This is a genomic window from Streptomyces sp. NPDC026515 (assembly GCF_055567595.1).
In genome coordinates this window covers 138,147-151,845 of sequence record NZ_JBVHQD010000003.1, presented here as the reverse complement: position 1 = coordinate 151,845, position 13,699 = coordinate 138,147, and the positions used below count along the sequence as shown (strand labels likewise).

The window sequence follows — 13,699 nt, the reverse complement described above, 5'->3', positions numbered from 1 at the left end:
TCAGTAGGCCTTGCCGAGGTCCGACTGTGCGTTGCTCCCGTCGTAGGCGCTGTCCTTGATGACGATGTCCTGCCCGACCTTCTCGCCCTTGGTGAAGGTGTCGAGGGTCTGGAAGGCGAGCGGCCCGAAGCGCGGGTTGGACTCGATCACCGCGTAGATCCAGCCGTCCACGATGCTCTGTACGGCGTTGCGGGTCCCGTCGATGGTCACGATCTTGACGTCGCCGGGCTTCTTGCCCGCACCCTTGAGGGCGTTGACGGCGCCGAGGCCCATCTCGTCGTTCTCGGCGTAGATCCCGGTGATGCCGGGCTTGGACTGGATGAGGTTCTCGGTGACCGACTGGCCCTTTTCGCGGGCGAACTCTCCCGTCTGACGGAACACGATCTTCAGGCCGGGTGCCTTCTCCTTGATGCGGTCCTCGAAGCCCTTGGTGCGTTCGGTGGTCACGTTGTTGCCGGCCGCGCCGAGGAGGATCGCGATCTCGCCCTTGCCGCCGGTCGCCCGGATCATCTGGTCCGCGGCCCGCTTGCCCTGCTCGACGAAGTCGGAGCCGATGAAGCTCACATAGTCCTTGCAGGCCGCCGCGTTGATCTTGCGGTCGATGGTGACGATCGGGATGTGCTTGGCGGCCGCGGTGCGCAGCACCGGCTCCCAGCCGTCGGAGTTGAGCGGAGCGATGACCAGGAGGTCCGCGCCCTTGGCGATGAGGTCCTGGACGTCGCTGATCTGCTTGGAGAACTGTGACTGGGCGTTGGCGGTGAGCAGTTTGACGCCCTCCGCCTTGGCCTCGGCCTTGATGGAGGCGGTCTCCGCGATCCGGAAGGGGTTGGCTTCCTTCTCGGACTGGGAGAAGCCGACGGTGGCGCTCTTCAGATCGAGTTTCTGACCGCCGTAGGCGTCGATGGTGCAGGTCGGGCCGGAGGCGGTGCCGGGCGAGGCGACCACCTGGCCGGCGTCGTCCTGCTTCGAGGCGGAGGGTTTCGCGTCCGAGTCGTCCTCGGACTTGGTGCATCCGGTGGCGAGCGCGAGGCTCGCCACGAGGCCGGCGGCGAGAAGTGTTCGTACGGAGGTGCGACGGGCAAGTGCGGTGGGCTTCATGAGTGTCCCCAAACGGCACGGCCCCGGAGCTGAGAGCGCTCTCGGGGAGGCTTGCTCTTGCGTCAACTCGGCGAGCTCGTCGTTCAGGGGAGGTTTTTACATCGTTGGAAGGGCCGTGTAAAGCCTTCCGTCCGAAATCTCGTCACCGCCGGCCCAAGGTGCTCTCCCGTTCGACGAGCTCGAACTTCGCGGTCAGTTCGCGTCCGCCGGGCTCCACGCGGCCCGACAGGCTGCGCAGCAGCGAGGCCACGGCCATCTTCGCGATGGCCTGCTTGTCGGGCGACACCGTCGTCAGGGTGACGGCACCGAAACGCCCCTCGGCGATGTCGTCGAAACCCACCACCGCCACGTCCCAGGGCACCCGCAGGCCCCGCTCGTGCAACACCCGCATCGCCCCGATCGCGATCAGGTCGTTGAAGGCGAAGACGGCGTCCGGACGCACGCCGGAGTCCAGCAACTCGGCCATCGCACGCGCCCCGTCGTCCCGGTCCCAGCCGCCGACCGGCACCACCAGGCTGTCCGGGGCAGGCACCCCGGCCGCCGTCAACTCCGCCCGCCAGCCGTCCAGTCGCAGGTGGGCGGGCTGGTTCACGGAGTCGGTGCGCACACCGAGGTAGGCGATCCGGGTCCGGCCACGGCCCAGCAGATGACGCACCGCGCAGCGGGCCGCCGCCACGTTGTCGATCGCGATGTGGTCGAAGGGCAGGCCGTACACGCGCTCGCCGAGCAGCACCAGCGGTACGTCGCCGGACCGGCCGCGCAGGTCCTCGGCCTCCAGGGTCAGCGGGCTGAGGATCAGCCCGTCGATCACCCCGCCCCGGAATCCCTGGCTGACCAGGATCTCCTGTTCGCGCTCGCCCCGCGTGTGGTCGAGCAGGACGGTGAACTCGTGCTCCGCGGCCGCGTCGATCACGGCGCCGGCCAGCTCCGCGAAGTACGGGTTGCCGAGTTCGGGAACGGCGAGCGCGATGATGCCCGTCCGGCCCTTGCGCAGATGTCGCGCGGTCAGGTTGGGCCGGTAGCCGAGCTCGTCGATCGCCGCCTGCACCCTGGCGCGCATGGCCGGGGTGACGTGCGGATAGTTGTTCACCACGTTGGACACGGTCTTGATCGAAACGCCCGCGCGTTCCGCCACGTCCCTCAGGCTGACCCGCAAGGGATCTCCTCAGCGTCGATGAGTGCCTCGCGTCCCGGGGATTGTCATGCCCCTGGACAGAGGCCGAGAGCCGTGCTCTCATGCCAACTGCCGTTCCTTCCAACGTTGTACAGACTGAAGCAACGAGCCGCCACCCTTCCTCACCCAAGGAGGATTCGTGCGCATCAGACCTCTCGGACAGCGCCTCGCCCTGCTGCTCGCCGCGGCACTGGGCCTCGCCGGCCTCACCGCGGCACCCGCCGCCACCGCGGCCGGCGATCCCGTGGAAGTCCACGGCCTCAAGGGCGAGTACTACACCCAGTCCGCACCCGGCGCCTTCGACTTCGACAAGCTCAAGGCCACCGGGTTCGACCCGAACCTCGACTTCGACACCCTGGAGCCGCGGCTGAATTTCGCCACCGGCCAGTCGGACGACGTCAGCGTCCGCTGGACCGGGAAGATCGTCCCGGAGAAGACCGGGCCGACCACCTTCTCCATCATCGGCGACAACGGCTTCCGGCTGTGGGTCGGCGGGCAGTTGGTCATCGACCACTGGGTGGACGACTGGGACCGCGAACAGACTGGCCAGCCCGTCGAGTTGACGGCCGACACGGCCTATGACATCAAAGTCGAGTACTTCGAGCACTACGGCGGCTCCAACCTCCATCTGCGCTGGACCCCGCCCGGCGGCGCCAAGACGGCCGTACCGTCGTCCGCGTTCCGCCTGCCCGACGGCTACGACTACGACGGGGCCGTCTCCACCGCGGTCCTGGCGAGCGGCCGTACCCTCGCCCTCGAGTTCGCGCAGCCGCTCGGCGCGCCGCCGGCCGGTCTCGGCGAGCATCTCGACGCCGTGATCGGGGGCGCCACCTGGCCACTGGGCGATGCCCGGCTGGACTCCGCCGACCCCCACAAGCTGCTGATCACGCTGAAGGAGCCCGTCGTCGGGAACAAGACCGGCACCGCGTCCGGTCTCGCCGACGTGCGCTACGACGGTCAAGGCGGCCTGACCGGTACGGATGGCAACGTTGTCGGATCCTTCTGGAGCAGCGGCGCCAACAGGTCGACGTACGAGTTGAGCACCAGATGGGCCGGCAAGGTCGGGCCGGACAACGCCCATCCCGAGTACCCGCGGCCCCAACTCACGCGCGACGCCTGGCAGAACCTCAACGGCTCCTGGCAGTTCGCCGCCGCCGCGGCGGGAGAACAGCCGCCGGTGGGCAGGAAGCTCGGCGAGCGGATCCTCGTCCCGTATCCCGTCGAGTCGCAGCTGTCCGGGCTCGAACGGCACGAGGACCGGATGTGGTACCGGCGCACCTTCACCGTCCCGGCGGGCTGGAAGATCGGCTCCGGCAGGAGGCTGCAGCTGAACTTCGGCGCGGTCGACTGGCAGGCGCAGGTGTACGTCAACGGCACCAAGGTGGCCGAACACCAGGGCGGATACGACAAGTTCAGCGCCGACATCACCGACGCGCTGAAGCCCGGCCGCACCCAGGAGCTGATCGTCGGCGTCTACGACCCCACCGACGCGGCCGACGGCGAGAACCCGCCGGTCGGCAAGCAGCGACTGGATCCCAGCGGCATCTGGTACACGCCGACCTCCGGCATCTGGCAGACGGTGTGGCTGGAACCGGTGGCCGCCGACCACGTCGGCCAGCTCAAGCTCACCCCGGACGTCGACGCCGGCACCCTCACCGTCGAACCGCAGGGTGTCCGCGACGGCCTACCGGTCACGGCGACGGCCTACCAGGGCAAACGCAAGGTGGCCACCGTCACCGGCCGCAGCGGCGGGCCGCTGACCCTGCGCATCCGCAACCCGCGTCTGTGGTCGCCCGACGACCCGTTCCTCTACGACCTGAAGGTGAGCGTCGGAGCCGATCGTGTCGGCAGCTACTTCGGGATGCGGTCGATCGGGGTCGAGAAGGTGAACGGTGTCCCGCGCACCGTTCTCAACGGTGAGCCGGTCTTCATGATGGCCACCCTGGACCAGGGCTTCTGGCCGGACGGCCTGTACACCGCCCCGACCGACGAGGCGCTCGCCTACGACCTGAAGATGCACAAGAACATGGGCTTCAACGCCGTGCGCAAGCACATCAAGGTCGAACCCGACCGCTGGTTCTACTGGGCCGACCGGCTCGGTCTGATGGTGTGGCAGGACATGCCCGCGATGACGGCCGGAGTGAACCCGTCGGCCCCGGCGCGCGCCGAGTACGAGCGCGAGATGAAGCAGATGATCGACGAGCACTACAGCAGCCCGTCGGTCGTCATGTGGGTCACCTTCAACGAGGGCTGGGGCCAGTACGACATGGCCCGCATCGCCGACCAGGCCAAGTCCTGGGACCCGACCCGGCTGGTCAACTCCATGTCCGGACTCAACCTCGGCGAGGACGGCGGCACCGGCGACATCATGGACGAACACGGCTATCCCAGTCCGGCGCTGCCGCCCCACCCCGACGGGCGGCGTGCCCTGGTCAGCGGTGAGTACGGCGGCCTCGGCCTTGCCGTACCGGGACACGCCTGGTCGGTGCAGCAGTCGTACGTCGACGTCGACCCGGCGGCCTACACCGACGACTACCTGGCCAAGCTCGCCGAGGTCCACGCGCTGGCCTGCAAGGGCGGCAACGGCGCGGTGTACACCCAGATCTCGGACGTCGAGGGTGAGCTCAACGGCCTGCTGACGTACGACCGCAAGGTGGTCAAGCCCGACGTCCAACGGCTCAGGAAGGCCCAGCAGGCGCTGATCTCCGACGCCTCACGGGCCACCCCGGCCGGGTGCTCCTGACACCCGCCCGGAATCGGCGAACGCCTCCCCGCGTCGCGCCGAGTCTCCTGCGCCATGAATGAAAGGGGTGCGGTCCGCCGTCGCCCGAACGACGGCGGACCGCACCCGGGACGGGGAACCGGTTCCCGGTCCGGGTTTCCCCGGCCCGTCAGGTCCTCGTCACCGGCACCCGCCACACCGGCGCCGTACCGCCCGCGCCGGGGCAGTCCCACTCCAGCCGGCCGCCGAGGTGCTCCGCGCGCTCCGCCATGTCGGTCGGACCGCTGCGGCGGCCGTCGGTCGTCGGTGAAGAGGACGGCGTCGGCGCGGGCGTGCCGGGCGATGTCGGTGAGGATTCGGGGAGGACGGCGACAGCGTGGTCGGTGATCTCCACGGCACATCGGTGTCGAGCAGACCCTCCGCGGGGACGCTCGGGCGAGGCCGAGCACCGGAGCCGACTCCCGGCCACCCGTACCGCGCGGGACCGCAGACCCGTCCCCGCGTCGCCTTCCCGGGTCCGCAACCCGAAGATCGTCGGCCTGGTGATCCTGGTGTCTCGTCCGGGTCGTCGACCGCGCGTGCCACGCGCTCCGGGCGATCTGCTCCTCGGTGACACCGGCGGTGTGGAAGGCGGACAGCGTCCACAGGCACGGCCGCCGCCACGATGCTGTGCGCAGCCAGCCGGAGGCGGTGCACCCGGTCCCGGGGGGGGCCACGGGTCGCGTCCGGCCGCGGCAGGTGTACGCGAACCCGCCGGGGCTCCTCAGAGGCTTCCCACCTGCTTCCTTTCGGGCACTTCGGGCGGGGTGACACCGGCCGCTCCGGTCATCTGTCACCGTACCGGCCGACGGCCGGTGACCGCACGGGTTCGGGTACGACGCCGGGAACGGCACCCGGTGAGGCGGCACCCCGACGCGGAGCGGGGAAACGCGGCAGGCCCATGGTCCGTACGGACCCGGGCCGGGGGCCGACCGGCCCTAGGAAAGGTCCGCCGCACGGGAGACAGTGACAACAGGAGCGGCACTGATCCCCCGCGGTGCCGCTCCGCACGTCCGCCCGCCGGCAGCGAGCGGTCCGCCACTCCCACGGAAGCCGTCATGGATCACGACCACCACGGGCCCGTCACCGCGGGCGAGCGCCGCCGCGTCGACCTCGACACCGACGAGGCGCTGCGCCTGCTGGGAAGTGTGTCCCTGGGGAGGATCGTCTTCACCCGGCACGCCCTTCCGACCGTGCGTCCGGTCAATCACGTCCTGGACGGCGGTGAGATCGTCGTCCGCACCCACGAGGGCGCCGACCTGAGCGCCTGTATACGGCGGGCGGACGGTCTCGGCGTCGTCGTCGCCTACGAGGCCGACAGCATCGACCCCGCCACCCATCTGGGCTGGAGCGTGGTGGTGACGGGATACGCCCGCCTCGTCACCGACCCAGTCGAACTCGCCCGCTATCGGGCGATGGTGAGCCCATGGGTGGATCAGACCATGGACCTGGCGGTCCGTGTCCGTCCGGATCTTGTCTCCGGGGTCCTGCTCAGCGCGGACGGCCGCCCGGGCGACATCTGAGCCGGAGCCGGGCGGCTCACAGCACCTGGCCGGGGACGATCAGACGGCGATCCGGCGTCCGGTGACCGCGGCCGGTTCGACGCGTATCCAGAGGTCACGCCCGCCGCCCGCCCACGGGGCGCTGAACGCCTGTTCGCCGAGCCGGCGGATCTCGTCCGGGTCGGTGACGGCACGGGCACGGCCGCGTACGAGCACGCTCCAGCCGCTGCTGAACGCGTCGTCGACGCGGTCGACCTCGAAGGCCACCGGCTGCCCGGCCGCCAGCGCCGGGGTGGCCCCGGTGGCTGTCCGGAAGACGATCGATCCGTCGACGACGCTGTAGTTGACCGGTACGACGACCGGGCCGGTGGCCATGGACACCGCGATTCTCCCGACACCGTGCAGGCCGAGCAGGGACCCGCACTCCTCCGCGCTGAGCTCGATGAACGCCGCGCCGCGGACTGCCCGTTCCGGGCCGGGCGGCTGGTCGACGGCCGCGCCGGCCAGCACCGGGACCGTGGTCTCCAGGGCGGCGGCCAGATGGAGGAGGGTGCCCCGGTCGGGGGCGGCGCCGGGATGCTCCTCCAGATGCTTCAGGTAACTGAGCGCCACGCCCGCCCGGGCGGCCGTCTCCTCCCGGTTCAGGCCAAGCTGTGCGCGTCGGGCGGCGAGCCGTCGTCCCAGGTCGCCCCGGGGCCGTTCCGCCGCCGGGCCGGCACTGCTCCCTTTCCCTTCGGCCATGTCCCTCACGTCCTTTCGTCGGGCCGTGCGCACGGCGGCGGTCTCCTGCCGGATCCGCTGCGCAGGTCCAGCCTGAGCGCTGCCCGCGTCGACCTGCATGGGCCGGTCGGGTCACCTCGCGGGGCCGACGGGGTCCGTCGTGAACCGCGGCCGTGGGAGGTCTCCACGGGCTGAACGGCCCCGCCCGGCCGGTGACACGGAGCCACCGGCTTGTGAGGTACCCCGGTGAGCCAGCAGCCTCGGCTCGATGTGCTCCGGTCGCAGCGGCTCGGTCAGCAGCGGGTTGGCCGTCGGGCAGAGGCGGCCCGCCGGTGCGCGTCCACAGTGCGCAGCTCGTCGTCGGACAGTACGGTGGCGTCCTGGTGTTCGACCATGGACATGGGGGAAACTCCGGGGGTCACTGAGGTCATCGGGCGGTGGAGGCGGCATGGCCGGCGAACGGGCGGCAGAGCTGCCGCGCAAGACGTACGAGAAGGAACTGCTGCGCCTGCAGACCGAGTTGGTCAGGATGCAGGAGTGGGTACGGGCGACGGGTGCCCGGCTCGTGGTGGTCTTCGAGGGACGGGACGCCGCCGGCAAGGGCGGCACGATCAAACGGGTGACCGAGCACCTCAACCCGCGCATCGCACGGATCGCGGCGTTGCCGAAGCCGACCGACCGCCAGCGCACCCAGTGGTACTTCCAGCGGTACGTGGAGCATCTGCCGGCCGCCGGGGAGATCGTGCTGTTCGACCGTTCCTGGTACAACCGGGCCGGGGTCGAGCACGTGATGGGCTTCTGTACGAAGGAGGAGTACCAGCTCTTCCTGCGCCAGTGCCCGATCTTCGAGCGGATGCTGGTCGACGCGGGGATCCTGCTGCGCAAGTACTGGTTCTCGGTGAGCGACACCGAACAGCAGGAGCGGTTCCGCAGGCGGCTGAAGGACCCGCTGCGGCGCTGGAAGCTGTCGCCGATGGACCTGGAGTCGATCACCCGCTGGGAGGCGTACTCCCGGGCCAAGGACCAGATGCTGGTGCACACCGACATCTCCGAGGCGCCCTGGTTCACCGTGGAGAGCGACGACAAGCGCCGGGCCCGGCTGAACATGATCGCCCACCTGTTGTCGTCGGTGCCCTACGACGAGGTGCCGCCGCAGGTGCTGGCGCTGCCCGAGCGGCCGCCGTCAACCGGGTACCAGCGCACGCCACGCGATCTGCAGACCTACGTCCCCGACCACGCGGCGAGTCTCTGAGCGGCCGGTCACCGCTGTCACACCGGCTCGGGCACGACGACGACCGGACAGGCCGAGCGGTGCAGCACGCCGTGGGCGACCCGGCCCAACTGGAGCCCGAAGGTCCGTGGCCGGCGCCGGGCTCCGACGACCAGGAGGCCGGCGCCGTGCGAGGCGGCGGCGAGCACGGACCGCGCGTGGCCTTCGACCGTACGGCGGTGCGTCTCGACGTCGGCGGGCAGGTTCCGCAGTGCCGCGTCCAGGGCCTCCACCGCCTCCTGTTCATGGAGCCGGGCGAGCTCCCCGGACGTCCGGGGCTGATCGGTGGTCTCGTACACGGGGGTGCGCCACGCCCGTACGACGTCCAGGGGCACTCCACGCCGGCGGGCCTCCTCGTAGGCGAAGCGCACGGCCCGGAACTCCCTGCCGTCCTTCCCGACGCCCACGACGACCCTGCCGTACGGCGCAACCGCGACCCGGTCGTCCTGGCCGCCGCGCACGACGGCCGTCGGGCAGTGCGCGTGGCCGGCCAGGGTCAGGCTCACGGAGCCCAGCAGCGCCTCGGCGAGACCGCTGCGGCCCCGGGTGCCCGTCACCAGCAAGGTGGCGTCCCGGCTCTCCCGGACCAGGGCGTACTCGGGTTCCTCGGCGAGCACGTCGGTGGCCACCGTCACGTCGGGGTGCCGGCGGCGGGCGCGCCGGGCCGCGGCCCCGACGACGGCGTCGGCCATGATCTCCTCGGACGCCTGGTCCGGGTCCTCGGCGAGGTGGGTGCCCTCGTACCGCTCCCAGAGCGAGGCGTAGACCAGGCGCAGTGGCAGCCCGCGCAGCACGGCCTCGTCCGCCGCCCAGTCGACGGCCCGCAGGCTCGGTGCGGAGCCGTCGACACCGACCACCACGGGCAGGACGGCAGACATTCCGCTCACCGTCCGGCGTGGCGGCCGAGGACGATCCGGGCCTCGGCGCGGCCCGGTACCTCGGCTCGTACGACCGCTGGGCTCATGGTTTCCGCTCCTCGGAGTTACGGGGGTTCGGGTTCGGGGATGGGTCAGCCGTGCGGGACGACGGCGACGGGGGCGGTCGAGTGGTGGAGGACGGCGTGGGTGACATGGCCGATGTGGGCGCCGAGGCGGCCCGCGCGGATCCGCCGGCCGACGACGACCAGTGAGGCGTCGCAGGTGGCGTGGAGCAGGGCGGAGGACGCACTTCCGTGCCGGCTCGCCTCGGCCACCTCGACATCCGGGAACTTCATGCGCCAGGGGCGGAGTACCTCGGCCAGCCCGGCCGCCATGTACCGGCCGAAGGTGTCCTCGGGGTCGTAGCCGACCGCCATGGCGTACTCGTAGGTCGCAGGCAGGCTCCAGCCGTGGACGACCCGCAGCTCGGCGGCGCGGACGGCGGCGCTGCCGAAGGCGAAGCCGAGCAGCGCCGCGTCCGGGTCCTCGGTGTCGAGCCCGAGGACGACGGGCCGGTAGGGCGCCGCCGCTGACGGGATGCCCGCGGGGTCCATCAGGTGCTCGTCGGCGGCCTGCTCCCCCGCCCGGACCAGCACCACGGGCCGCCGGGCGTGTGCCACGACCCGCAGCCCGACGGAGCCGGCCAGGAAGCCGCCGACACCGCCGAGGCTCCGGGAGCCGAGGACGAGCAGTTCGGAGGCGTCCGCCTCCTGGGTCAGCAGGTCTCCGGGGCGCCCCGCGAGCAGTTCGCCGAACACCTCGACGCCGGGGTGGCGCAGGTGAAGGCCATCGGCGGACTCCCGCCAGATGTTCTCGGTCCAGTTCTGCACGGTCTCGGGTCCGACCAGCGGGGCCTGTGCGACATGGGCCGGGGTGGGCTCCCGGACATGGACGAGCCGCAGGGAGAGGCCGCGCAGCCCGGCCTCGCGGGCGGCCCATTCGGCGGCGGCCCGGCTCTCGGGTGAGCCGTCCAGTCCTGCGGTGACGGTGCGGACCACGATCTCCACCTCCTACGGTGAGGGTCCCGCAGGCGAGCGGTCCGCGCGCGCGGGGGGCGATTCCATCGTGGGGGCGGCGGGTGGCCGGGGGCACGGGCCGGTGGTCCCGGGGCAGGACAAAACGACCCCGGCCTGCCGGGGCGGTGCGGCCCACGCGGGCGTCGACGAAGCGCCGGAGGCCGCCCGGCACCTGCGGGCACGGGCGCCGTACGGAGCCGCACGGGTGCCGAGTGGCCTTGCCGGAGGACAGGGCGGCCCATCGGCGGGCCGCGCCGTCGGGGACACGCCGGCCCGGCATCCTGCGCGCACTGTGGCGCGCCGTCCACGAACACCTGTCGCCCGACCCCGCCGCCACGGGCGCCTGAACCGTCCGGAGGGGACTACTTCGGGCCGACTCCGTCCAGCAGGTTGCTCACGAGTCCGACGACGAAGTCGTCGGTGACGGGTTCGTCGGGGATGAGCAGCCGGTGGTAGACGGCGCCCCAGAGCTGGTCGACGAGGATCTGCACGTCGGTGTCGGCGCGGATCTGACCGAGTTCCTGCGCCCGCTGCAGGCGCTCCCCCGCCAGCCGGCGCCGCTGCGATGAGTACAGCTTGCGGTAGGCGGTGGCCAGGTCCTGGTCCGTCTGTGACTCACCGATCAGTTCGGCCAGGATCCGGCCTCCCGGGGTCTGGGTCATGACCTCGGCGAAGGCGCGGAGCTGGGCGAGCAGGTCGGCGCGGATGTCCCCGGTGTCGGGGAAGGCGAGCGTGTTCTCGACGGCGTGGAAGTAGCCGTCCAGGCAGAGCGCGCCCCTGGAGGGCCACCATTTGTAGAGGGTGGTCTTGCTGACGCCCGCCGCCCGGGCGACACGTTCGAAGGTGAGGTCGCCGATGCCTTCGCTGAGCAGCAGCTCCCCGACGGTGCGCAGCACGTCCGCCCGGACCTCGCCCGCCGGCCGGCGCCCCCGTCCGCGACCGTTGCCCTCCCCGGCGGCGGGTCGGTTGGCCTCGTTCGTCATGTGTGCTCCTGCTCGGTCGCCCGGGGGCGTGTGTCGTGTCGTGTCGGTGTCCGCGGTGGGCGCTTCCCCCATCGAGTCTGCACGCTCGTGTCCCGCGCGGGTGTCACGGAGCGATCCGCAGGCTCGCTGTCAGCCCGTCGCGCAGGCGGAAGGCCAGGGGACCGGTGCCGTTGTGACCGTTGCCGGTCACGGTCAGGGTGGCGACATGGGTGTCGGACGACGTGCCCGGCTCGATCGCGTCCAGTACGAAGTGTGCCTGGACGCCGATGTTGTCGGTCCGGTCCCAGGCGCGCACGCCCTCGCGGCCGTGGTACTCGCGGCCCCGGTCGTCGAGTTCGGCGTCCTGGGTGAACGCGGCGGGGATGTCGTCGGTGCTCATGCGGGGTGCCTCCTCGGTGGGTGGGGCCGGGACGCGGGAACCGGCGCCCCTCTTGCCGCTCCGCGACACGCGTCTCAGCTCTGGACGGTGAGCAGGTCGGCGAGGCCGATGCGGGTGAGGAAGCCGCGGCGGATCCGGTCGGCGGTCTCGGAGACCTCCTCGGATCCGTCGTCGGCGGGGTCGACGTGCACGCGGTAGGGGCGCCGTCCGGCGGGCAGGGCGACGATGCGGGCGATCTCGTCGGAGACGAGCGACGCGGGGGCGCCCCCGGGAGCGAGGGCGGCGAGCTCCGTCGCCACCTGGTCCATCAGGCCCGGGTACCGGCTCTCGTACTCGGCCTCGACGGTGGTGTCGTCGGGGTGGCCCGAGTGGGCGAAGTGGTTGGTGCCGCTGGTGAACGAACCCGGGACGACGATCGAGGTCTCCACGCCCCAGCGGGCGAGTTCACCGGCGTAGGACACCGCGAGGGAGTCCATGGCGGCCTTGGCCGCGAAGTAGGGGGCGAGGTAGGGCGGGGTGCCGCCTTTGACGCTGCTGCTGGACACCCACAGGACCAGTCCCTGCCGGCGGCGGCGCATACCCGGCAGCACGGCGCGGTTGACGCGCTGGGTGGACAGGACGTTCACGTTGTAGAGCTCGGCGAGCTGCTCGGGGGTGAAGGCCTCGGCCGGCCCGGTCACCATGTGCCCGGCGTTGTGGATCAGTACGTCGATGCGGCCGTGCTCGGCCTCTATCCGGGCGGCGGCGGTGTCGACCGAGAGCTGGGAGTTCACGTCGAGCTCGACGGACCGCAGGTCGACGTGGTGCTCGTCGGCGTAGCCGGCGGCGGCCTGGACCTCGCGCGCGTTGCGGCCGGTGGTCTGGCGCATGCCCGCGTAGACGGTGTGGCCGGCGTCCGCGAGTGCGCGGGCGGTGAGTGCTCCGAAACCGCTGGAGGCGCCGGTGATGACGACGACGTGGCCGGTGGTGGACATGGGCGTGGTTCCTTTCCGCAGTGCTGGTGGAGGAGCGGGGTGGTGCGAGTGCGGCGGGGTCAGGCGAGTCCGCCGTTGGCGTAGAGAACCTGTCCGTTGACCCAGCGCGCGGGACCGGCCAGGAACGAGACGACCTCGGCGATGTCCTCGGGCCGGCCCAGCCGTTCGAGCGGGGTGGCCTTCTCGAAGTTCGCGATGGTGGCGTCGTCCTTGCCGTCCAGGAACAGCGGTGTGGCGGTGGGGCCGGGGGCGACGGCGTTGACGGTGACGTCCCGGCCGCGCAGCTCACGGGCGAGGATGAGGGTCAGCCCCTCGACCGCGGCCTTGCCGGCGACGTAGGCGCCGTAGCCCGGCAGCTGGGTGCGGACCACCGAGGTCGAGACGTTGACGATCGCGCCGCCCGGACGGACCCTGCGCGCCGCCTGCTGGGAGACGACGAAGGCGCCGCGGACGTTCGTGCGGTGCATCCGGTCCAGGTCGGCGAGGTCGAACGTCGCGATCGGCGCCAGGACCATGATCCCGGCGGTGTTCACGACCACGTCGATGCCGCCGAAGGCCGACTCGACCGCGTCGAAGGCCTCGCTCATCGCCTTCTCGTCGGCTACGTCGCCTCCCACGGCCAGGGCCCTGCCGCCGGCGGCGGTGATCGCGGCCACGGTCTCCTCGGCCCTGGCCCTGTTTCCCGCGTACTGCACGGCGACCGCGAAGCCGTCCTTGGCGAGCCGCTCGGCCGCGACCCGGCCGATGCCGCCGGAGCCTCCGGTGACCAGGGCGACGCGGTCGGTGATGGGGGTGCTCATCGTGCTCATGAGGGACTCCTTGTCCGAGGTGGCACTCAAATGAACCGCTCGTTCATATAACCACTAAATGAACGCGCCGTCCATATATTCGAGGGGCATGGGCGG

At 71.5% G+C, this 13,699-nt stretch carries 12 protein-coding genes and 1 pseudogene; 3 read left to right on the top strand and 10 right to left on the bottom strand.

Annotated features, from left to right (window positions below):
* Both ACZ4O3_RS06760 and ACZ4O3_RS06755 read right to left on the bottom strand, forming a co-directional pair.
* Entirely contained in the window at window positions 1–1,098 is a 1,098-nt protein-coding gene (locus ACZ4O3_RS06760) for an ABC transporter substrate-binding protein (RefSeq protein WP_467721454.1), read from the bottom strand.
* A gap of 142 nt (window positions 1,099–1,240) precedes the next feature.
* Window positions 1,241–2,254, bottom strand: a complete 1,014-nt coding sequence (locus tag ACZ4O3_RS06755) for a LacI family DNA-binding transcriptional regulator (RefSeq protein ID WP_362725487.1) — start codon at window positions 2,252–2,254, stop codon at window positions 1,241–1,243.
* Window positions 2,255–2,411: 157 nt separating this feature from the next.
* Between ACZ4O3_RS06755 and ACZ4O3_RS06750 the strand changes: the two genes are divergently transcribed.
* On the top strand, window positions 2,412–5,015 hold the full coding sequence (locus ACZ4O3_RS06750; protein WP_467721453.1) for a PA14 domain-containing protein: 2,604 nt from the start codon (window positions 2,412–2,414) through the stop codon (window positions 5,013–5,015).
* A 148-nt stretch (window positions 5,016–5,163) separates the two neighbouring features.
* Here the strand turns inward: ACZ4O3_RS06750 and ACZ4O3_RS06745 are convergent.
* A pseudogene (locus ACZ4O3_RS06745) lies at window positions 5,164–5,597 on the bottom strand (sensor histidine kinase); the annotation flags it as partial.
* A gap of 494 nt (window positions 5,598–6,091) precedes the next feature.
* Between ACZ4O3_RS06745 and ACZ4O3_RS06740 the strand changes: the two are divergent.
* Complete coding sequence (locus tag ACZ4O3_RS06740; protein ID WP_362728760.1) at window positions 6,092–6,556, top strand: pyridoxamine 5'-phosphate oxidase family protein; 465 nt, start codon at window positions 6,092–6,094, stop codon at window positions 6,554–6,556.
* Window positions 6,557–6,595: 39 nt separating this feature from the next.
* Here the strand turns inward: ACZ4O3_RS06740 and ACZ4O3_RS06735 are convergent, their stop codons facing one another.
* Entirely contained in the window at window positions 6,596–7,276 is a 681-nt protein-coding gene (locus ACZ4O3_RS06735; protein WP_362728758.1) for a helix-turn-helix domain-containing protein, read from the bottom strand.
* Window positions 7,277–7,703: 427 nt separating this feature from the next.
* On the opposite strand from ACZ4O3_RS06735, the gene ppk2 reads away from it, so the two are divergent.
* The gene (ppk2, locus tag ACZ4O3_RS06730) at window positions 7,704–8,507 is read left to right on the top strand and encodes a polyphosphate kinase 2 (protein WP_362728756.1); all 804 of its coding nucleotides are present in this window, start codon (window positions 7,704–7,706) and stop codon (window positions 8,505–8,507) included.
* Window positions 8,508–8,524: 17 nt separating this feature from the next.
* Here the strand turns inward: ppk2 and ACZ4O3_RS06725 are convergent, their stop codons facing one another.
* The 6 genes from ACZ4O3_RS06725 to ACZ4O3_RS06700 all read right to left on the bottom strand — a co-directional run bounded on the left by ACZ4O3_RS06725 (window position 8,525) and on the right by ACZ4O3_RS06700 (window position 13,594).
* Entirely contained in the window at window positions 8,525–9,403 is an 879-nt protein-coding gene (locus tag ACZ4O3_RS06725) for a universal stress protein (RefSeq protein WP_467721452.1), read from the bottom strand.
* 131 nt (window positions 9,404–9,534) lie between these two features.
* A complete protein-coding gene (locus ACZ4O3_RS06720) occupies window positions 9,535–10,440 on the bottom strand; it encodes a universal stress protein (RefSeq protein WP_467721451.1) in 906 nt (301 codons plus the stop codon).
* A 380-nt stretch (window positions 10,441–10,820) separates the two neighbouring features.
* Window positions 10,821–11,441, bottom strand: a complete 621-nt coding sequence (locus ACZ4O3_RS06715; RefSeq protein WP_362728562.1) for a TetR/AcrR family transcriptional regulator — start codon at window positions 11,439–11,441, stop codon at window positions 10,821–10,823.
* Between the two features lie 103 nt (window positions 11,442–11,544).
* On the bottom strand, window positions 11,545–11,820 hold the full coding sequence (locus ACZ4O3_RS06710; protein WP_362728560.1) for a nuclear transport factor 2 family protein: 276 nt from the start codon (window positions 11,818–11,820) through the stop codon (window positions 11,545–11,547).
* A gap of 74 nt (window positions 11,821–11,894) precedes the next feature.
* Window positions 11,895–12,794: an SDR family oxidoreductase gene (locus tag ACZ4O3_RS06705; RefSeq protein ID WP_467721450.1), complete on the bottom strand. Its 900-nt coding sequence runs from the start codon at window positions 12,792–12,794 to the stop codon at window positions 11,895–11,897.
* A 59-nt stretch (window positions 12,795–12,853) separates the two neighbouring features.
* The gene (locus tag ACZ4O3_RS06700; protein WP_467721661.1) at window positions 12,854–13,594 is read right to left on the bottom strand and encodes an SDR family oxidoreductase; all 741 of its coding nucleotides are present in this window, start codon (window positions 13,592–13,594) and stop codon (window positions 12,854–12,856) included.
* Between the last annotated feature and the right edge of the window lie 105 nt (window positions 13,595–13,699).